This window comes from Arthrobacter sp. ok909 (genome assembly GCF_900104405.1).
GTDB lineage: Bacteria > Actinomycetota > Actinomycetes > Actinomycetales > Micrococcaceae > Arthrobacter > Arthrobacter humicola.
In genome coordinates this window covers 1-18,386 of sequence record NZ_FNJS01000030.1, presented here as the reverse complement: position 1 = coordinate 18,386, position 18,386 = coordinate 1, and the positions used below count along the sequence as shown (strand labels likewise).

The 18,386-nt window shown below is 67.0% G+C and carries 21 protein-coding genes; 7 read left to right on the top strand and 14 right to left on the bottom strand.

All coding sequences use genetic code 11. The features are described 5' to 3' along the window. Positions 1–88 precede the first annotated feature (88 nt). The 7 genes from BLR03_RS18905 to BLR03_RS18875 form a co-directional block, all read right to left on the bottom strand. The gene (locus BLR03_RS18905; RefSeq protein WP_091255618.1) at positions 89–757 is read right to left on the bottom strand and encodes a hypothetical protein; all 669 of its coding nucleotides are present in this window, start codon (positions 755–757) and stop codon (positions 89–91) included. A 393-nt stretch (positions 758–1,150) separates the two neighbouring features. Next, positions 1,151–1,444: a DUF503 domain-containing protein gene (locus tag BLR03_RS18900; protein ID WP_091255616.1), complete on the bottom strand. Its 294-nt coding sequence runs from the start codon at positions 1,442–1,444 to the stop codon at positions 1,151–1,153. A gap of 140 nt (positions 1,445–1,584) precedes the next feature. Then, a complete protein-coding gene (locus BLR03_RS18895) occupies positions 1,585–1,902 on the bottom strand; it encodes a putative quinol monooxygenase (protein WP_091255614.1) in 318 nt (105 codons plus the stop codon). A 45-nt stretch (positions 1,903–1,947) separates the two neighbouring features. Next, the gene (locus BLR03_RS18890; protein WP_091255609.1) at positions 1,948–2,550 is read right to left on the bottom strand and encodes a tetratricopeptide repeat protein; all 603 of its coding nucleotides are present in this window, start codon (positions 2,548–2,550) and stop codon (positions 1,948–1,950) included. 14 nt (positions 2,551–2,564) lie between these two features. Further along, a complete protein-coding gene (locus tag BLR03_RS18885; protein WP_091255607.1) occupies positions 2,565–3,110 on the bottom strand; it encodes a DUF1990 family protein in 546 nt (181 codons plus the stop codon). Further along, complete coding sequence (locus BLR03_RS18880) at positions 3,107–3,511, bottom strand: MmcQ/YjbR family DNA-binding protein (RefSeq protein WP_091255605.1); 405 nt, start codon at positions 3,509–3,511, stop codon at positions 3,107–3,109. Before BLR03_RS18880 ends, BLR03_RS18885 begins: the two co-directional genes overlap by 4 nt. Positions 3,512–3,547: 36 nt before the next feature. Further along, on the bottom strand, positions 3,548–3,973 hold the full coding sequence (locus tag BLR03_RS18875) for a CoA-binding protein (protein ID WP_091255603.1): 426 nt from the start codon (positions 3,971–3,973) through the stop codon (positions 3,548–3,550). A 265-nt stretch (positions 3,974–4,238) separates the two neighbouring features. On the opposite strand from BLR03_RS18875, the gene acs reads away from it, so the two are divergent. From acs to BLR03_RS18855, 4 genes are read left to right on the top strand one after another with little or no spacing between them, the layout of a single operon-like run. Continuing rightward, positions 4,239–6,287: an acetate--CoA ligase gene (gene acs, locus BLR03_RS18870; protein ID WP_091255601.1), complete on the top strand. Its 2,049-nt coding sequence runs from the start codon at positions 4,239–4,241 to the stop codon at positions 6,285–6,287. A gap of 10 nt (positions 6,288–6,297) precedes the next feature. After that, positions 6,298–7,491, top strand: a complete 1,194-nt coding sequence (gene sfnG, locus BLR03_RS18865; protein ID WP_091255600.1) for a dimethylsulfone monooxygenase SfnG — start codon at positions 6,298–6,300, stop codon at positions 7,489–7,491. Further along, a complete protein-coding gene (locus tag BLR03_RS18860) occupies positions 7,491–8,840 on the top strand; it encodes an O-acetylhomoserine aminocarboxypropyltransferase/cysteine synthase family protein (RefSeq protein WP_091255598.1) in 1,350 nt (449 codons plus the stop codon). The genes sfnG and BLR03_RS18860 overlap by 1 nt, the downstream gene beginning before the upstream one ends. Next, the gene (locus tag BLR03_RS18855; protein WP_091255596.1) at positions 8,837–9,334 is read left to right on the top strand and encodes a CoA-binding protein; all 498 of its coding nucleotides are present in this window, start codon (positions 8,837–8,839) and stop codon (positions 9,332–9,334) included. Before BLR03_RS18860 ends, BLR03_RS18855 begins: the two co-directional genes overlap by 4 nt. A 96-nt stretch (positions 9,335–9,430) precedes the next feature. On the opposite strand, the gene BLR03_RS18850 is transcribed toward BLR03_RS18855, so the two are convergent. The 4 genes from BLR03_RS18850 to BLR03_RS18835 all read right to left on the bottom strand — a co-directional run bounded on the left by BLR03_RS18850 (position 9,431) and on the right by BLR03_RS18835 (position 12,771). Next, positions 9,431–10,171 (bottom strand): hypothetical protein, encoded by a 741-nt coding sequence (locus BLR03_RS18850; RefSeq protein ID WP_091255595.1) that lies wholly within the window; start codon positions 10,169–10,171, stop codon positions 9,431–9,433. Further along, the gene (locus BLR03_RS18845; protein ID WP_091255593.1) at positions 10,168–10,716 is read right to left on the bottom strand and encodes an RNA polymerase sigma factor; all 549 of its coding nucleotides are present in this window, start codon (positions 10,714–10,716) and stop codon (positions 10,168–10,170) included. The genes BLR03_RS18850 and BLR03_RS18845 overlap by 4 nt, the downstream gene beginning before the upstream one ends. A 126-nt stretch (positions 10,717–10,842) precedes the next feature. After that, on the bottom strand, positions 10,843–11,343 hold the full coding sequence (locus BLR03_RS24515) for a hypothetical protein (RefSeq protein WP_091255592.1): 501 nt from the start codon (positions 11,341–11,343) through the stop codon (positions 10,843–10,845). 417 nt (positions 11,344–11,760) lie between these two features. Next, the gene (locus tag BLR03_RS18835; protein ID WP_091255590.1) at positions 11,761–12,771 is read right to left on the bottom strand and encodes a 1-aminocyclopropane-1-carboxylate deaminase; all 1,011 of its coding nucleotides are present in this window, start codon (positions 12,769–12,771) and stop codon (positions 11,761–11,763) included. A 110-nt stretch (positions 12,772–12,881) separates the two neighbouring features. Here BLR03_RS18835 and BLR03_RS18830 point away from each other — a divergent pair, with 110 nt between their 5' ends. After that, positions 12,882–13,535 (top strand): GntR family transcriptional regulator, encoded by a 654-nt coding sequence (locus BLR03_RS18830; protein WP_091255588.1) that lies wholly within the window; start codon positions 12,882–12,884, stop codon positions 13,533–13,535. 138 nt (positions 13,536–13,673) lie between these two features. Here the strand turns inward: BLR03_RS18830 and BLR03_RS18825 are convergent, their stop codons facing one another. Further along, on the bottom strand, positions 13,674–14,963 hold the full coding sequence (locus BLR03_RS18825; protein ID WP_091255587.1) for an adenylosuccinate synthase: 1,290 nt from the start codon (positions 14,961–14,963) through the stop codon (positions 13,674–13,676). Positions 14,964–15,391: 428 nt separating this feature from the next. Between BLR03_RS18825 and BLR03_RS18820 the strand changes: the two genes are divergently transcribed. Together BLR03_RS18820 and BLR03_RS18815 are read left to right on the top strand one after the other, a co-directional pair. Beyond that, positions 15,392–16,630 carry a cobalamin-independent methionine synthase II family protein gene (locus tag BLR03_RS18820; protein WP_091255585.1) on the top strand — a complete coding sequence of 413 codons (1,239 nt, stop codon included), beginning with the start codon at positions 15,392–15,394 and terminating at the stop codon, positions 16,628–16,630. Between the two features lie 243 nt (positions 16,631–16,873). Next, complete coding sequence (locus BLR03_RS18815; protein ID WP_091255584.1) at positions 16,874–17,506, top strand: uracil-DNA glycosylase family protein; 633 nt, start codon at positions 16,874–16,876, stop codon at positions 17,504–17,506. 149 nt (positions 17,507–17,655) lie between these two features. Here the strand turns inward: BLR03_RS18815 and BLR03_RS18810 are convergent, their stop codons facing one another. After that, entirely contained in the window at positions 17,656–18,081 is a 426-nt protein-coding gene (locus BLR03_RS18810) for a DUF3151 domain-containing protein (RefSeq protein ID WP_091255582.1), read from the bottom strand. Between the two features lie 2 nt (positions 18,082–18,083). Further along, positions 18,084–18,386 (bottom strand): class II fructose-bisphosphate aldolase (locus BLR03_RS18805; RefSeq protein WP_175460616.1); only part of this gene is annotated, 303 nt, incomplete at its 5' end.

The following is an 18,386-nucleotide window of genomic DNA, read 5'->3' as shown; positions in this document are numbered from 1 at the left end:
ACCGCCACCCACCGCCACCCTCCATCGACTGCTCCGCAACCGCCCTTTTGAACCCTCAGAAGGGCAGTTGCGGAGCAGTCGTTTTGGTTCATCGGCCCGGACGCCAGCCGGCCTGCACGAGCGCGGTCCGGACCTTGGCAACCGCGGCTTTCGCATCATATGCCATATGCCGCTTGGAGATCCGGACCTCTGTCCAGCCGAGGGCCGTGTAACGCTCGGAACGGGCGATGTCCCGGACAATCTGCCCTTCGGCACCGTGGAGTTCGCCCTCATACTCGATGCCGATCCGGTATCTTCTGTAAGACAAGTCAGGTTCATGATGCCGCGTTCCTGCGTCGTCGATGATCGGCACGTTCAGCTCGGGTTCGGGCAGACCGGCCCGCACAATCGCCAGCCTCAACAAAGACTCCTGCGGCGAATCCGAGCCCACCCGAATGAGCGCAATAGCTTCCCCCGCCTTGCGGATCCCGCGCTTTCCCTTGTGGCGGTCGATCATCCGCTGCAGATCGCCTGGCGTGCACAGCGGCACGTCCCTGGCCTCGAATTCCGGCCGAGGCATCCGGACGCAGCTGTCGCCGGCCACAACGAGTTCGTCTACGGTCAGCATTTCGGCCAAATCCAGCCAGGTTCGCTCCGGGGTGGTGATGGGAATCCCGTCCAGAAGCGTGATCTCGTCGTCGTAGAGCTTCATCCGGTGAACGATGACGTGCGGCCGGTTGAGGTGGGCCGCGCCCTCGGGCCTGATCACGTGGTACATCTCCGGTCCCTCCTTTGGTTGCCGCGCCGGAAGCCCACCGAGCTCCGCCGCGGTGAGGTGCGACGCGGCGCATCGCTCATTGACCTCAATGAAGGGCCGCACTCGCACGCTCAGGGGAAGCCCCGGCGTCGGGCCCAGGGTACGAATCCCCCTGCCCAGCACGGCCAATGAGCGGTGGCGGAGCCTTTTGGGCGACACCCCGGCATTCGCTGCTTCGACAACGGTGAAGGGGCGTCCCTGGAAATTGCCTGGCAACGGGCGAGCGGTCTTCATGGGTTCATGAGACCAGAACCGCGTCGACGCCGCAGAAGTTATCCACACCGTCCAATCGATTGCTCCATAAGTGCCGTTATGGAGCCTCAAAAGGACGTTTGCGGAGCAAACGATAAGGGTTTAGTCGTCGCTTCGGAGCTCCCGCTGCCGGGCGCTGAGCAGCTCCATCTCCGGCCGGGCGGCCATGAAGCGTTCGACGCCGGCCAGCACCTCCACGAGATGGGCCCGGTCGGCCGCGACGAGGCCCACGCCAATCACGGTGCGCCGGTGCTGGTCGTGCAGGTCCGCCTCGGTCACGGAGACATCGAAGCGCCGCTTCAGCTCGGCAAGTACCGGCCGCACCACGGAGCGTTTCTCCTTCAGGCTGTGGACGTCGCCGAGGAGGAGGTCGAATTCAATCCAGCCGATCCACATGCCCCAATTTTCCCATCGATTGCTCCCCAACGGCCCCCTCGCCTCGCAAGCTCGGCCAGGGAACCCGGCCGGCGTGGGCCCAACGCCATTCTGAGGCTTCAAAAGGGCGTTTGTGGAGCAATCGATGCGGGGGCGGGTGGCTAGATGGTGAGTTCGCCCATCCGGTCCCAGCCTTCGCCGTCGAACTGGCGGCTGATGATGCGGGGCGTCTCCACGAGCGCCTGGGGCATATCCGCCATAGCCTTCTTGAAGTGCTCGCTGTTGACGTGGTCGCCTGCGGCGTCGTCCTTGAAGGCCTCGACCAGGACGAACTCGTTGGGATCCTCCACGCTGCGGGACCAGTCGAACCAGAGGTTGCCCGGCTCCTTCCGGGTGGACTGGGTGAAATCGTCCACGAGGCCGAGCCAGCGCTCGGACCATTCGGGCTTGACCTTGAATTTGACGACAATGAATATCACGGAAAATTCCTCTCAATTTGGTGCAAAATGTGGCGGGTTCGGCCGTCAGCAGGCCTTGATGGCCTCGCGGGCCAGTTCCTGCTGCCGCGGGGTCCCGATCCTCCCGGCCCACTGTTCGGCGAGCTGGAACTCCACCATGGCCTCGGTGCAGCGGCCGGCGTCGTGCAGCGTCCAGCCGAGGTTGTTGTGGAGGGAGACGATCCATCGCTTGGTCCGCTCATCGTGGACCGTGGACGCGTACTCCAGGGCGCTTCGGGTCCACGTCACGGCGTGCGCCGAGTCGGCTATGGCGAGCATGTGCAGCGCATCCACGGCCAGGAATTCCTCGCCCAGGTGGTCCGCGAGTTCGGCGGCCTGTTCAAAGAGCGGCACGGCCATCTCGGGATGGCCGCTGGTATTGAGCACCCGGCCGCGTTCCAGGAGCACACGCACCGCCACGGTGGGCTCGTCGCCGTCGACCGCGTCCAGGAGCGCGTCGGCTTCCTCGAAGCGGCCCTGCAGCCCGATGGCCCGGCCCAGCTGCGTGGTGAGTTCGGCGCGTTCATCGGCGTCGTAGCCGGGCTCGGCAAGTGCCTCGCGGAAGCGGGCTTCGGAGAGCGCCGGTTCATCGAAATTCCACAATCGGTCAAGGGTCTGTTGATCAAGCATCCATTGGCTCCTGCTCAGCTCACACCTGCGGCCAGTTCTTGGGCACTCCTAATGTATCTGGAAGTGACGTGCCGCCGTGCCCGCCTGGTCACGACGCCGCCCGCCGCGTAGAACCAGTTGGACGGTGCGCCGAACGCGGTGATCGCGATGGTCACCATCCCCTGCGCATCGATCGAGATCTCGAACGCCTCTTCGCCGCGGACCGGATGTCCCGGCAGGGTGCCGTAGCCGAATCCGGCGGACTGCGGGCCGTCGCCCGTCACCGGCCGTCGCACCCAGACCACTTCGCAGGGGGCGTTGATGCGGAAGGGCCCGACGCCGAAACCGCTCACCACGCGGGTTCCGGGGACCACGACGCCGGACTCCGCCCGGACCCGCAGCCCTGACCGTTTCTGGAGCTGCCACGTCAGCATGCCCTGGACCGCACGCCGGTAGGCCGCCATTCCCTCCCCCACATGGGCCTGCGTGACAAGGCATTCGACGCCCTCGGGCGGCGGGCCATGTTCCGTGGCGCCGATGCCCGCATAGTTCAGCGCACCGCCGGCGATCCGCGTGTTCACGCCTGCCCTCCCTCCGCGAGCCGGGCCCAGCCGAGCTGCTCCTGCTGGCGCCGGCTGAGCGTAGCGACCACGAGGTCGTAGGAGTCCTCCACCATGTCGCGGATCATGGAATCGGGCAACGAGCCGTCCAGCCGGACGCCGTTCCAGTGCGTCTTGTTCAGGTGCCAGGCGCCGGTGATTTCCGGGTGGGCAGCACGCAGCTGCTGCGCGAGCACCGGCTCGCATTTCAGGCTGACGGAAAAGTCGGCCTCGTCCATCGCTGACAGCGCGAACATCTTGGCCCGGAGCTCGCCCGAGACGGCGGCGCGGACCTTGAAGACGGAGGTCTCAGGACCGAACGGAAAGTCCTCGAAGGCCCCGGGGAAACCGAGGCAAAGGACCCGAAGTGCAACTGCATCCATGCTTCGAGCCTACTGTTTCAGGTTCCGTTGCGGGGGCTACAAGCCGAAGCGCACGGCGTCCTGCGCCGGACACGCATTCATGATCACATCGAGGCCGGCGGCTTTCGCGCGCTCGGCGGCCACCTCGTCAATGACGCCCAGTTGCATCCAGACGGCCTTGGCGCCGACGGCGATTGCCTGGTCCACGACGGCGCCCACCTTCTGCGAATTCACGAAGCAGTCCACGACGTCGATGGGCCGTTTGCTGTCCGGGATGTCGGCGAGCCTGGCATAACCCGTTTCGCCGTGCACCGGATCGCCCGGCAGGTTCACCGGAATGATCTCCATGCCCAGCCGGTCGCGGATGAACAGAGAGGTGTCGAAGGCGGCGCGCCATTCGTTGGTGGAGAGGCCGACGATGGCCCACCGCCCCTTGGTGCGCATCAGCCGTTCGAGGACTGCAGGATCGTTGACATGGGGCATGAGCACAGCCTACGCGCAGTACCCGCGAGCGCACCGGACGGCTGGCAGCCGCGGCGCCGGCGTCGAAGAAATGACCGCCGAAAGGCCACAAAATTCTGCAGAGCCGAATATTACGTGGCACAAGACGGCAATTTCACGATCGGGACGCGCATCCCTTTAGTGTGAAGTACAACCATCCCGAGCGGCCAAGAGACCTGGATCGATGCAGCCGCAGCAACCCTGGCCATCAGCAGGGTGCTACCGCCAGGACCGATGGAGCACACCTATGACTGTCAATTCCGTGTCCACGCCCGAGACCACGACGCCCGCCCTCATGTCCGAGGCGGAGCGGATCGCCTTCTGGGAGGAAGCCGCCCTCCGGCTCGACTGGGCGGACCTTTCCGGCGACTTCGCCGCCGGCCCTGCCGGTGACGCCTCCAGCGGCGATGCCTCCGGCGGCAAGCCCTGGCACACGGCCCACCGTATGATTCCTGCCGACGTCGAAGCCGGTCTCGGCCCGCAGATCAGCTGGTTCGACGGCGGCAAACTCAACGTCGCCCACAACTGCGTGGACCGCCACGTGGCCGCGGGACGCGGGGACAAGGTGGCCCTCCACTTCGAGGGCGAACCGGGCGACCGCCGCACCATCACGTACGCGGAGCTGCAGCGCGAGGTCTCCAAGGCCGCCAATGCCCTGCTGGATCTCGGCATCACCAAGGGCGACCGTGTGGTGATCTACCTTCCGGTCATCCCGGAGACCGTGGTCATCACCCTCGCCGCGGCCCGGATCGGAGCCATTCATTCCCTCGTTTTCGGCGGGTTCTCCGCCGAGGCGCTCCGCTTCCGGGTCGAGGACACCGGCGCCAAGCTGCTGGTCACCACGGACGGCCAGTTCCGCCGCGGCGTGCCCGTGCCGGTCAAGGACAATGCGGATGCCGCCGTCGCCGGCAAGAACGCGATCGAGCACGTCCTGGTGGTCAACCGGACCACGGCGCCGGAACTGCTGGACACCGTCCCGATGACCGCAGGCCGCGACCTCTGGTGGCACGACGCCGTCGGGACCGCCTCCGAGATCCACGAAGCCGAGGCGTTCGACGCCGAGACGCCGCTGTTCATCATGTACACCTCCGGCACCACCGGTAAGCCCAAGGGCCTGGTCCACACCTCCGGCGGCTACCTCACGCAGGCCTCCTGGAGTTTCGAGCACCTCTTCAGCAACCCGGACCCCGCGCTGCGGGACCAGGACGTCCACTGGTGCACAGCCGACCTCGCCTGGGTCACCGCGCACACCTACGAGCTCTACGGCCCGCTCTCCAACGGCGCCACCCAGGTGATCTTCGAGGGCACCCCCGACACCCCGCACCCGGGCCGGCACTTCGAGATCATCGAACGCTACGGCGTCACGCAGTACTACACCGCGCCCACCCTGGTCCGCTCCCTGATGGGCTGGTTCCCGGACGGCGTACCGGACACGTACGACCTCTCCTCCATCCGGCTCCTCGGCACCGTCGGCGAGGCCGTCAACCCCGAGGCCTGGCGCTGGCTGCGGGCCAACCTCGGCGCCGGCACTGCCCCGATGGTGGACACCTGGTGGCAGTCCGAAACCGGCGCCACCATCCTCTCCCCCGCCCCGACCGACACCGAGTTCAAGCCCGGCTGCGCCGCCCGGCCGCTGCCGGGCGTCAGCACCCGGATCGTGGACGACGCCGGCACCACCGTGCCGCCGGGCGTCCAGGGCTTCATCGTGGTCGACGCGCCCGGTCCCGCCATCGCGCGGACGGTCTGGGGCAACCCGCGCCGCTACTTCGATTCGTACTGGCGCCAGTACGCGGCGCAGGGCTGGTTCCTCGCCGGTGACGGCGCCAAATATGACGACGACGGCGACATCTGGATCCTCGGGCGGGTGGACGACACGCTCAACGTCTCCGGCCACCTGCTCTCCACCATCGAAATCGAATCGGCCCTCGTCTCCCACCCGGACGTGGTGGAGGCCGGGGTATGCCCCGTCGCGGACCCGAAGACCGGACACGCGATCATCGCGTTCGTGGTGCTGAAGGATTCGGCGGCCACCGCCGACATCCACGGCGCCCTGAAAGCGCACGTCGCGAAGGCGATCGGCCCGATCGCCAAGCCGCGCGACGTCGTCGTCATCCCCGATGTGCCGAAGACCCGCAGCGGCAAGATCATGCGCCGGCTGCTGACCCAGCTCTTCGAAGGAACCACGCTGGGCGACACCACCTCCCTCCAGAACGAGCCGGCCGTCGCCGGCATCCAGGACGTGCTGCGCGAACGCGCCGCGGCCGTCCCCGTAGCAGCCATCCCCACCCAGAAGTAAAGGAAACCCCATGACTGACATCAGCAGCGTCGCCCGTCTTTCCGAACCCCTGAAATTCGCCTACTGGGTCCCGAACGTCTCCGGCGGTCTCGTGGTCTCCACGATCGAACAACGCACCGGCTGGGACTTCGAGTACAACAAGAAGCTGGCCCGGATCGCCGAGAACTCCGGCTTCGAATACGCCCTGACCCAGACCCGCTACGCCGCCTCCTACGGCGCCGACAAGCAGCACGAGGCCACCTCGTTCAGTCTCGCCCTGCTGGCCGCCACGGAGCGGCTCAAGGTGATCGCCGCCGTCCACCCCGGCATATGGCACCCCGGCGTGCTGGCGAAGTACCTCATCACCGCGGACCACATCTCCAACGGCCGGGCCGCCGTCAACATCGTCTCCGGCTGGCTCAAGGCGGAGTTTGAGAACTTCGGCCTCGAATGGCTCGAACACGACGAGCGCTACGTCCGCACCGAGGAATTCATCCGCGTGCTCCGCGGCCTGCTGACCGAAAAGAACTTCAGCCAGTCCGGCAAGTACTACAACATCACCGATTTCACCCTGCAGCCGGCACCGGTGGACGTGCCGGGCCGGGCCCACCCCGAGATCTTCTTCGGCGGCAATTCGACTGCCGCGCAGGCCACCGCCGGCCGTGTGACGGACTGGTACTTCTCCAACGGCAAGGACCTTGAGGGGTTCAAGGAGAACATCGCCGGAGTGGTCGCTGCGTCCGGCGAGACCCGCCGCGGCACCGAGGGCCGGCTGCCTTCTCCGAAGTTCGGCCTCAACGGCTTCGTCATCGCCCGCGACTCCGAGAAGGAGGCCCGGGACACCCTCCGCGAGATCGTCGAAAAGGCGCACAAGCCCGCCGTCCAGGGCTTCCGCGACGCCGTCCAGGAAGCCGGACCGTCCACCAAGGATGGCAAGGGCATGTGGGCCGACTCGAGCTTCGAGGACCTGGTCCAGTACAACGACGGCTTCAAGACCCAGCTGATCGGCACCCCGGAGCAGATCGCCGAGCGGATCGTGGAGTACAAGAAGATCGGCGTGAACCTGTTCCTCACCGGCTACCTGCACTTCCAGGAAGAGGTGGCCGCGTTCGGTCAGGACATCCTGCCGATCGTCCGCGAACTCGAGGCCGACCTCGCCCGCAAGCACGGCACGGAACTGGACCTGTCCGGCACGCCCGTGGCACAGGTTGAGGTGGCCGCGTAGTGGCGGAGCGCAGCTTCGGCTTCCGCACCCGCGCCCTGCACGCCGGCGGCACTCCCGACGCCGAGCACGGCGCCCGCGCCGTGCCGATCTACCAGACCACGTCCTTCGTCTTCAAGGACACCCAGGACGCCGCGAACCTCTTCGCCCTGCAAAAGTACGGCAACATCTACTCGCGGATCGGCAACCCCACCGTGGCCGCCTTCGAGGAACGCATCGCGTCCCTCGAAGGCGGGATCGGCGCAGTGGCCACGTCCTCGGGCATGGCCGCGGAGTTCATCACCTTCGCCGCGCTGACCCAGGCCGGGGACCATATCGTGGCCGCCTCCCAGCTCTACGGCGGCACGGTGACCCAGCTGGACGTCACCCTGCGCCGCTTCGGCGTGGACACCACCTTCGTTCCCGGCACGGACCCGGCGGACTACGCCGCGGCAATCCGGAAGAACACCAAGGCGATCTTCGTCGAGGTGGTGGCCAACCCGTCCTCGGAAGTCCAGGACCTTGCGGCCCTGGCGAAGGTGGCGCACGACGCCGGCATCCCACTCGTCGTCGACGCCACCTTGAGCACGCCGTATCTCGTGCGGCCGATCGAGCACGGGGCGGACATCGTCATCCACTCCGCCACGAAGTTCCTCGGCGGCCACGGCACCACCCTGGGTGGCGTGATTGTGGAGAGCGGCCGCTTCAACTGGGGCAACGGCAAGTTCCCCACGATGACCGAGCCCGTGGCCTCCTACGGCAACGTCTCGTGGTGGGGCAACTTCGGCGAGTACGGCTTCCTTACCAAGCTGCGCTGCGAGCAGCTGCGCGACATCGGCCCGGCACTGTCCCCGCAGTCGGCGTTCCAGCTCCTGCAGGGCGTGGAGACGCTCCCCCAGCGCCTCGACGAGCACCTCAGCAACGCCCAGGCCGTGGCCGAATGGCTTGAGGCCGACGAGCGCGTGGCCTACGTGAACTTCTCCGGGCTGCCCTCGCACCCGCACTTCGAGCGGGCCAGGAAGTACCTGCCGCTGGGTCCCGGCTCAGTGTTCTCCTTCGGGGTGAAGGGCGGACGCGCGGCAGGCCAGAAGTTCATCGAGGCCCTGCAGCTGGCCTCGCACCTGGCCAATGTGGGCGATTCCCGGACCCTCGTCATCCACCCGGGGTCCACCACGCACCAGCAGTTGAGCCCGGAACAGCTGGAAGCCGCCGGCGTCCCCGAGGACCTGGTCCGCATCTCGGTGGGCCTGGAGGATCTCGAGGACATCCTGTGGGACCTCGACCAGGCGCTGACGGCGGCATCGGAACAGTCCGAACAATCCGCCCCGGACGTCCTGCCGGCGGACAGCTGCACGATCGGAGCAAACGCATGAGCACGGAAGAAACCAGAACCTGGACCGGGCCCTCGGCGCCGGAACGCCTGAAGCTGCTGCGGCAGGCGAAATCCATCGCAATTGTGGGGGCCTCGGACAAGCCGTCCCGGGCGAGCTATTTCGTGGCGACCTACCTGCAGTCCTCCACCCGGTACAAGGTCTATTTCGTGAACCCCGTGGTGAAGGAAATCCTGGGCGAGCCGACGTACCCCTCGCTCGCGGATCTTCCGGTGAGTCCGGACATCGTGGATGTGTTCCGCAAGCACGATGACCTGCCGGGTGTCCTGGAGGAGGCCATCGCGGCCGGCGCCAAGACGCTGTGGTTGCAGCTGGGTTCGTGGCACGAGGACGTAGCGAAGGAGGCCGAGGCCGCCGGGCTCGACGTCGTGATGGACCGCTGCGTGAAAATTGAGCATGCCCGTTTCCATGGCGGCCTGCACCTGGCCGGCTTCGACACCGGCGTCATTTCCGCCAAGCGGCAGATCCTGGCCTAGCCACCGTCCCGCCGCCACCCCACCGTTGCGCTATCACTTCGGGTCGTTCTCAGCGCTGAGAACGACCCGAAGTGATAGCGCAACTGCTTTAACGGTTTAGGAGTGGTCAGGAGCCTTCGTCGGAACAATCGCGGGCAGGGTTGGCGTGATGTAGCCGGGGACGCGGGGCAGGTCCTCGCCGCCGGAACCACCGGGATTGCCGGGCATCGTGGGTAGGCCCGGCGCTTGCGGCCCGTGGCCCGGAGCCGGCAGGATGCCGTCCCGGCCGACGGCGGGGGGCGAGACGGGAGGCGTGTGTCCGGCCTGCTCGGCCGCCTCCTTGCCGTCGTCCCGTGCCGCGCCGGCGGGTGCGCCGCTGGACGGCAGTGCAGTGCCCGAAGTGCCGGCAGGGGCAGTGCCGGCAGGCGCGGGGAAGGCCGGGACAGAAGCCGGCGACGGCTGGACATGTTCCGGGGCCTGAGTCGCGTGGCCCGAGGGCTGGAAGATGACACCGACGGTTTGGCTGACGCTGTGCCGGAAATCCTCGCTGGAAGCCGCCACGGCCCCCGCGCCCAGGCTCATGGCACCGATCACGGCGCCGCCCACGATCGCGAGGCGGCGGTTCCCTGCCCTGCGTCGATCAGCAAGATTGACGACGACGGCGTCCGGCCCGGCTGCCCTGGCTGTTCCGGACGTGAGCATTGCCACGAGGTCGGCGCGGGGTTTGGGCGCCGCCTCCGGGACCAGGGCGTGGAGCTGTTCGAGCGCGCTCCGGAGTTCGGCGGCGGTTTCGAGGCCGGAGTCGCTCAGCATCGCGTGGATGCTGCCATCCTGCTGGGGGTCGCGGGTGCCCGTCATGATGCTGCGTGGTCCTTTTCGGTTACGAGTTCGCGCAGGGCACTGAGCCCGCGCCGCTGAAGCTGTTTGATGGCACCCGGTGTCTTGTCCATGATGCCGGCCACCTGTTCGATGGAAAGGTCCGCGACGATGCGCAGGACCAGAACTTCCCGCTGCTCCTCGTTGAGCCTCGCGAGAGTGTCAGAGATACCGCCCAAAGAGCCGAGCGCCTCGTCTTCGGCCGATGCCGAGGACCGCGCGTCGTTCAGGGGGTCGTATTCGGCCAGATGCGGCGTGCGTTGCTCGCGCCGCCGGTAGTCCACCAGCCGGGCGTGGGCCACGGAGAAAATAAACGTCCGCAGACCCGTGTGGCCGCCCGTGACGCCGGCCAGTTTTGGCAGGACGTCCACGAACACATCTTGGGTCAGGGCCTCGGCGTCGTCCACTCCCCTGGCCCGGAAATATCCCAGCACGGCGGGGGAAATTGCCACGTACACCGCGCTGAAGCCTGATGGGTCGCCAGCTAAAGCGGCTGACAAGTCGTCGTCGCTTAGCTGCTGTGCCAAGAGGCTGTCCTTCCGTTACTGCTGGGGTGCGGCCCCAAAAAGTCTAGCGGCCGCACCCCCGGGCCCCTCAAAGCGAGAGGTTCCTGCTTGCGGACCCCACCGGGGTCCAGGCTCAAGAGCCGGAGATTACTTGTCGTGCTGGGGCAGCTCGACGGACGGAGTGGCGGGAACGGCCGGGGTGGCCGGAACGCCGTTGGCTCCGGGGACAGCAGGAACAGCGGGGACCGCGGCCTTGACGTTGGCGTTGGCGCGCGCCTCAGCGCCAGCACCCGTCACGCTGGCGTCGCCCTTGACGGTGGCGCCGTCCTGGTCGGCGTCGACGGAGCCTTCGCCTGCACCCTCGGTGCCCTTGACGTCGGCGTCGGCGGCGGTGTGGCCTTGGGCCGAGCCATCGGCCGACGGTGCCGCGGGAACTGCGGGGGTGGCCGGGACGGCAGGCTTTGCCGGGAGGGTCGGGGTAGCCGGGACCGCAGGGGTCGCCGGGGTGGCGGGCGTAGCGTGGGTCACTTCAGACTGCTGGGTGCTGGACATCTGGGCCGCGTTGGCGAGCCCGATGCCGGAGAATCCTCCGACTGCGAGGATGGCGGCGCCGACAGCAATCTTGGTGGTGTTGCTAACACTCTTCATAACAGACATACATCCTTTGTTTTTTGGTGGAAGGCGGGCTGAGGCCTCGTGGGCCGTCGACAGCCCGCTCTCGCCGTGGAAGGCTTGCCGGCGCCCGTTGGGGGGCAGGCGCCGACAAGCGCTTTCGGTAAAGGGCCGACCGGAGACCAGATGGGGGGAAGGCGCCGGCCGGCGCTTACGGTGGAAGGCCGTCCGGTGCCCGATGGGGGTCCTGGCTCCGGCGGCGCTTACAAAGGAGTAATCGTCGGGGTGACCCGAAAGGTTACGCACCAATCGGAAAATCATTATTTCTTTTTTCGGACCGGGCGCAGCCGGGGATTTTAGCGGCGGAATGACGACGACGGCGGGTCCCGTCGCCAGGGGACCCGCCGTCGTCGTCAGCGCCGCGGCCCAGTTGTGCCGGACGGCGCCGCCGGCTCAGGACCGGAAGAGCCCGCTGTAGGCGTTGAGGGCGATCTGCCCGCCCAGGTGGGCGTAAAGGACATTGCTTCCGGCCGGAATCTCGCGGCTTTTCACGAGGTCGATCAGCCCGGCAAGGGACTTGCCCTCGTACACGGGGTCGGTGATCATGGCCTCGAGCGAGGCGCCAAGGCGGATGGCCTCCAAGGTGGAGTCGACCGGAATGCCATAGAGATCCCCGGCCCAGCCTTCCATGACGGTGATTTCGTCGTCGCGGAGGTCCCGGCCCAGGCCGATCAGCTCGGCGGTGTTCCGGGCGATGCGTTCCACCTGGTCGCGGGTCTTCTGCAGGGTCGCCGAGGCATCGATGCCGATCACCCGGCGCGGTTTGTCCTGGCCGGCAAAGCCCGCGATCATCCCGGCGTGAGTGGAGCCCGTGACCGTGCAGACGACGATGGTGTCGAAGAAGACGCCGAGCTCGCGCTCTTGCTGTTCCACCTCGTAAGCCCAGTTGGCGAAGCCCAGTCCGCCCAGCCTGTGGTCGGACCCGCCGGCCGGGATGGCGTACGGCTTGCCGCCTGCGGCTTTGACCTCTTCGATGGCGTTTTCCCAGCTGCTGCGGATGCCGATGTCAAAGCCCGCACTGTCCAGCCGGACATCTGCCCCCATGATGCGCGACAGCAGGATGTTGCCCACACGGTCGGACAACGGATCCGGCCAGTCGACCCAGTTTTCCTGGACCAGGCGGGCCTTGAGGCCGAGTTTCGCTGCCACCGCCGCGACCTGGCGGGTGTGGTTGGACTGGTAGCCGCCAATCGACACCAAGGTGTCCGCGCCCTGCGCCAGGGCCTCCGGGACGAAGTATTCCAGCTTGCGGGTCTTGTTGCCGCCAAACGCGAGGCCGCTGTTGACGTCCTCCCGTTTCGCCCAGATCCGGGCACCGCCCAGATGGGCGGTGAGCCGTGGCAACAGATGAATGGGACTCGGTCCAAACATCAGTGGGTAGCGCTCAAAATCGGTGATGGCCATCGACGGTCCTTCGCTCGCGGTGGAAACGGCATCTCGAACATCCAACATGCAATATATTGTATTGTCCGGTACCGGCTCCGGGAGGACAAGAGGGATATACGATATGTTGCATGCCCGTCCCCTCGCTCTCCGGAGTCCACAAGCGGCCGCTGCTCCGGGACAACGTCTTCGACTCGATCCGGAGCGCGATCGTCGACGGCACTTTCGAGCCCGGCGAACGGCTGAAGGACACGGAACTGGAAGCGTGGCTGGGCGTCAGCCGGACCCCCATCCGGGAGGCGCTGCTCCGGCTGGAACACGCCGGCCTGGTCATTGCACTGCCGGGCAAGGCGACCATCGTGGCCCCCTACGACCAGGCCTCGACCGAGAGCACGCAGCAGGTGGTGGCCGGGCTTCACGAGCTGGCCGCACGCCTGGCCGTCCCGCTCCTGACGGAGGAGCACATTTCCGCCATGGCCGAGGCCAACTCGCGCTTCGATCAGGCCCTGCAAAACGCGGATGTCGAGTCGGCGCTGAAGGCCGACGACGATTTCCACGCGGTCTTTGTCGCCGTCAGCGGCAACCCGGTGCTCCGGGACCTCCTGGAACAAACCACCCCGGTCCTGCGCCGGGTGGAGCGGATGCGCTTCGGCTCCTTTGCCGCCCGGGGATCCGTGGCCCAGCACACCGAAATCATCCGGCTCGCCGGCCTCCGCGACGCCGAAGCCACCGCCAGGGCATGCCGGGAAAACTGGCTTTCGCTGCGCTTCACGTCCTCGCAGTAGGCCCGCGCAGCAAGCCCGTCTTAGCCGCGACTCAGCGCGAGCCTCAGCACGGCCCCCTAACAAGGACCTTAACAGCGACGGCGGCGGGCCGCCCCTGCCAGGGTGACCCGCCGCCGTCGAGCGTCAGTTTCTAAAGTGTTAGTCGTTGATCAGGTCGTTGACGACGATCGTCTGGTCGCGGTCCGGTCCGACGCCGATCGCGGAGAACCGGGTACCGGAGAGCTTCTCCAGCGCCAAGACGTAGTTCCGGGCGTTTTCCGGCAGGTCTTCCAGGGTTCGGGCGCCGGTGATGTCCTCGGTCCAGCCTTCGAAGTACTCGAAGATCGGCTTGGCGTGGTGGAACTCGGTCTGGGTCATGGGCATTTCGTCGTGCCGCACGCCGTCGACATCGTAGGCCACGCAGACCGGGATCTGCTCGATACCCGTGAGCACGTCCAGCTTCGTGACGAAGTAGTCCGTGAAGCCGTTGACGCGGGAGGCGTGGCGGGCCAGGACTGCGTCGTACCAGCCGCAGCGGCGGGGACGGCCGGTGTTGACACCGAACTCACCGCCGGTCTTCTGCAGGTACATGCCCATCTCGTCGAACAGTTCCGTGGGGAACGGCCCGGCGCCGACGCGCGTGGTGTACGCCTTGATGATGCCGATGGAGCGCGAGATGCGGGTGGGACCGATGCCGGAGCCCACGGAGGCGCCGCCGGCGGTCGGGTTGGAGGACGTGACGAACGGGTAGGTGCCGTGGTCGACGTCCAGGAAAGTGGCCTGGCCGCCCTCCATGAGGACCACCTTGCCCTCATCCAGGGCGGTGTTCAGGACGAAAGTGCTGTCAATGACCAGCGGGCGAAGGCGTTCGGCGAAGGACAGGAAGTACTCCACGATCTCGTCCACCTCGATGTCGCGGCGGTTGTAGACCTTGACCAGGAGCTCGTTCTTCTGGCGCAGCGATCCTTCGACCTTCTGGCGCAGGATCGAGGCGTCGAAGACGTCCTGGACGCGGATGCCGAGTCGGGCCACCTTGTCCATGTACGCCGGGCCGATGCCGCGGCCGGTGGTGCCGATGGCGCGGCTGCCGAGGAAACGTTCGGTGACCTTGTCCAGAACCTGGTGGTACGGCGCCACGAGGTGGGCATTGGCGGAGACGCGCAGCCGGGACGTGTCCGCGCCGCGGGCCTCGAGGCCGTCGATTTCCTGGAACAGGGCTTCCAGGTTCACCACGCAGCCGTTGCCGATGATCGGAACCGCGTTCGGGCTCAGGATGCCGGCAGGAAGGAGCTTGAGCTCATACTTCTCACCGCCTACGACGACGGTGTGCCCGGCGTTGTTGCCGCCATTGGGCTTGACGACGTAGTCAACCCGGCCGCCGAGCAGGTCGGTGGCCTTTCCTTTGCCTTCGTCGCCCCACTGGGCTCCGACGATCACGATTGCTGGCATGGGATCCTCCCCCATTCGTTCGGGCCAAACTGCGTGCGATTGACCAGGTGGCCACCGCAGCTCAGCGCCGTTCATGAGAATGCCCCGAATCTACCGCTGTGCTCTTACCCAACGCCAGAGTTCCGGGGCTCTTACCACCCAAGTTTAGCCGAAAACGGTGACCGGCATCGCTTTGGGTCCTCGCGTGGACCGGCAGCTAGGCTGCGGTGAACGCCAACTGCACCATCCACCGGGCCATGCCCGACACATAGTGGGCGCGACTTGCGGGACGGGCCGGGGTGGAATTGAGTGAGAGTGACCATCCCGAGCGGCCGAGGGACCTGGACCGTTGACGCCGCAGCAACCCTCCCGGACACAGCCTGCCCAACCGCGGCCGCCGTGGCCGGCACCGGTGCTACCGCCAGGACCGATGGAAAGGAAACCGCGCCATGTCCGAAAAGACCGAGCCCCAGAACAAGACTTCCCGGAACATCGACCACATCCGCGTCACCCACGCCGGCTCTTTGCCCCGGACGCCCGAGCTGATCGCCGCGAACGAGGCCAAAGAGGCCGACGGCATCACGCCCGAGTTCCTGGACCTGCTGAAAACCTCGGTGGTTGACGTCGTCCAGCGCCAGAAGGATCTCGGCATCGACATCGCCAACGACGGCGAGTACGGGCACACGATGTCCAGCTCCGTGGACTACGGCGCCTGGTGGAACTATTCCTTCTCGCGCCTCGGCGGCCTGGAACCGACCGACGTGGACCGCTGGGCCGACGCGAAGGTGCACCGTTCCTCGCCGGGCAAGATCGTCCTGACCTCGTTCCCCGACCGCCGGGACCGGCAGAAGTTCAATGACGCCTACAACGACCCGTCCTCGGGGATCCTGGCGCACCGCCGTGCCGTGACGCAGCCGAAGATCGCGGGGCCGCTGACGTACACCGGCCAGGCACTCGTGGCCTCGGACGTCGCCAACCTCAAGACGGGCCTGGCCGCGGCCGGCCTCACCGAGGGATTCGTCGCGTCGCTCTCCCCCGGTTCGTGCGCCCGCGTGGCCAACGAGTACTACAAGAGCGACGAGGAACTCCTCTATGCCTGCGCCGACGCGATGCGCGAGGAATACAAAGCCATCATCGACGCCGGCCTGACGGTCCAGCTCGATGACCCGTCGCTGGCCGAGAGCTGGGACCAGATCAACCCCGAGCCGAGCCTCGAGGACTACCTGAAGTTCATTCAGCTCCGGGTCGAAGCCACCAACTGGGCGCTGCGCGACCTCCCGCAGGACAAGATCCGGTTGCATGTCTGCTGGGGTTCCTGGCACGGCCCGCACACCACGGACATCCCCTTCGCGGACATCGTCGGCTCGGTCCTGCAGGTCAACGCCGGCGGCTACTCCTTCGAAGCGGCCAATGTCCGGCACGAGCACGAGTGGCGGGTGTGGGAGGACACCACGCTCCCCGAGGGCAAGGTGATCATCCCCGGTGTCGTCTCCCACGCCACGAACGTCGTGGAACACCCGGACCTCGTGGCGGACCGGATCGTGCGCTTCGCGGAGCTCGTGGGACGAGAGAACGTGATCGCATCCACCGACTGCGGGCTGGGCGGCAGGGTGCATCCGCAAATTGCCTACGCCAAGCTGGAGGCCCTCGGCGAGGGCGCCCGCCGCGCCACCAAGCGCCTCTGGTAGCAGCGCCCGGACGCCGCCAAGGCACTGGCCGGGCCATCGTGACGCCGTCGCCAAGGCAGCGGCCGGGCTGCCGGAGCACGGGCCGGTGCTGCATTTCGCGGGGCTTGATAGACTGATAAGGATCGGTCCCGAATCGGTCCACACCACATTTTCAAACCACACCAATGCTCTTCATGCCCTGTATTCGGCGTGCCCGCGTCCGGTGTGGCAGCTTTGCCAATCCCGCAGGAGACCCAGCAACATATGACAGCCCTGGCCACTGAAAATTTCCGCGAAGAGCTCCTGAGCCGCCGGTACGAACCTAACGTCGCCCCCGTCAATGAGCTCTGTGACGCTCTCCAGGCAGCCAAGGCTGGCACCTCTGTCCCCTACGTGGACCCCATGCACGATGTCGATGAGTGCCGCATCATCAGCCTCTACTCCAACATCGGCACCGCGGACGCGTCGGGTTTCATCACCGCCGGCGACGACGAGGCGGCCACCCGCATGCTCGGCATCCAGTGGAAGCTGGGCCTGCGCCCCGAATTCGTCATGCCGTGGAACGTCCACCCCTGGTACGTTCCCGGCGAGGCCAACGGCAAGTTCACGCCGGACCAGATTTCCGCCGGCCTCAAGCCGCTGCTGAAGTTCCTGGCCCTCGTGCCCCGCGCCTCGGTGATCGTGGCCCACGGCACCGAAGCCAACCGCCTGGCCAACCTGCTGCTCAAGACCGAAGTGCCCATGATCTGGCGCCGCGGCCTCAAGACCTACAAGGTCCGCTCGCTCAGCGGCCGCGCCTTCGCCGGGACCCCGGTCCGCCAGGAGGAGTACCTGGCGGAAATGCACACGGCCTACACGGATGCCATGGCCCGGACGGGTCTGGCCAAGGCCAGCTGATCCGCCGACGGCGGGTCCTCACCTCACGGTGGGGGCCCGCCGTCAGACATTAATCCTTCGGTTAAACCGCAACGCGGGGTCACTTACCGCCCGTCCCGGTCACGGGAACGGGCGGCAGGTCACCCCGCGTTGCGTCGTTTGGCGCCGTCTCAGCCCTGGGCTTCCATGGCCGCCTTGGCGCCGGGATCGGAATCGTTGAGGAACTTTTCGATCCGCTCCGGCTCTTCGGCCTCGCCGATCGCGGCGGACGCGCGGCCCAGCGAGTAGAGGGCGCGCAGGAAGCCGCGGTTGGGTTCGTGCTCCCACGGGATCGGTCCGACGCCGCGCCAGCCGTTGCGGCGCAGCGAATCCAGGCCGCGGTGGTAGCCGACCCGCGAGTACGCGTAGGAATCGATGGTGCGGCCTTCTGTCCACGCCTCCTCGGCCAGGATGGCCCACAGGAGCGAGGAGGTGGGGTACTTCGCCACGAGGTCCAGGGCTTCCTGGCCGAGCGCGAGGTGCTGGTAGATCTCAGTCTCGGCAGGCAGGAGCGTGGGCTCGGGACCCATCAGGTTCTTGCGGAACTCGTCGGACATGACTAGAAGGTCTTGCCGGTGGAGCCCAGCTGCTGGGCGGCCTCGACCACGCGGGCGGCCAGACCGGCCTCGGCGGAGGCGCCCCAGACGCGGGGGTCGTAGAGCTTCTTGTTGCCGACCTCGCCGTCGACCTTCAGGACGCCGTCGTAGTTGCGGAACATGTGGTCTACCACGGGGCGGGTGTAGGCGTACTGGGTGTCGGTGTCGATGTTCATCTTGATCACGCCGTAGGAGACGGCGTCGGCGATTTCCTTCTCGGAGGAGCCGGAGCCGCCGTGGAAGACGAGGTCGAACGGGTTGGCCTT

What these genes read in the sequence shown, in the direction of transcription:
- BLR03_RS18905 (WP_091255618.1), bottom strand. Translation starts at nt 757, where the DNA reads ATGTACCACGTGATCAGGCCCGAGGGCGCGGCCCACCTCAACCGGCCG.
- BLR03_RS18900 (WP_091255616.1), bottom strand. Translation starts at nt 1,444, where the DNA reads ATGTGGATCGGCTGGATTGAATTCGACCTCCTCCTCGGCGACGTCCAC.
- BLR03_RS18890 (WP_091255609.1), bottom strand. Translation starts at nt 2,550, where the DNA reads ATGCTTGATCAACAGACCCTTGACCGATTGTGGAATTTCGATGAACCG.
- BLR03_RS18880 (WP_091255605.1), bottom strand. Translation starts at nt 3,511, where the DNA reads ATGGATGCAGTTGCACTTCGGGTCCTTTGCCTCGGTTTCCCCGGGGCC.
- BLR03_RS18875 (WP_091255603.1), bottom strand. Translation starts at nt 3,973, where the DNA reads ATGCCCCATGTCAACGATCCTGCAGTCCTCGAACGGCTGATGCGCACC.
- acs (WP_091255601.1), top strand. Translation starts at nt 4,239, where the DNA reads ATGACTGTCAATTCCGTGTCCACGCCCGAGACCACGACGCCCGCCCTC.
- sfnG (WP_091255600.1), top strand. Translation starts at nt 6,298, where the DNA reads ATGACTGACATCAGCAGCGTCGCCCGTCTTTCCGAACCCCTGAAATTC.
- BLR03_RS18855 (WP_091255596.1), top strand. Translation starts at nt 8,837, where the DNA reads ATGAGCACGGAAGAAACCAGAACCTGGACCGGGCCCTCGGCGCCGGAA.
- BLR03_RS18850 (WP_091255595.1), bottom strand. Translation starts at nt 10,171, where the DNA reads ATGACGGGCACCCGCGACCCCCAGCAGGATGGCAGCATCCACGCGATG.
- BLR03_RS24515 (WP_091255592.1), bottom strand. Translation starts at nt 11,343, where the DNA reads ATGAAGAGTGTTAGCAACACCACCAAGATTGCTGTCGGCGCCGCCATC.
- BLR03_RS18835 (WP_091255590.1), bottom strand. Translation starts at nt 12,771, where the DNA reads ATGGCCATCACCGATTTTGAGCGCTACCCACTGATGTTTGGACCGAGT.
- BLR03_RS18830 (WP_091255588.1), top strand. Translation starts at nt 12,882, where the DNA reads ATGCCCGTCCCCTCGCTCTCCGGAGTCCACAAGCGGCCGCTGCTCCGG.
- BLR03_RS18825 (WP_091255587.1), bottom strand. Translation starts at nt 14,963, where the DNA reads ATGCCAGCAATCGTGATCGTCGGAGCCCAGTGGGGCGACGAAGGCAAA.
- BLR03_RS18820 (WP_091255585.1), top strand. Translation starts at nt 15,392, where the DNA reads ATGTCCGAAAAGACCGAGCCCCAGAACAAGACTTCCCGGAACATCGAC.
- BLR03_RS18815 (WP_091255584.1), top strand. Translation starts at nt 16,874, where the DNA reads ATGACAGCCCTGGCCACTGAAAATTTCCGCGAAGAGCTCCTGAGCCGC.
- BLR03_RS18810 (WP_091255582.1), bottom strand. Translation starts at nt 18,081, where the DNA reads ATGTCCGACGAGTTCCGCAAGAACCTGATGGGTCCCGAGCCCACGCTC.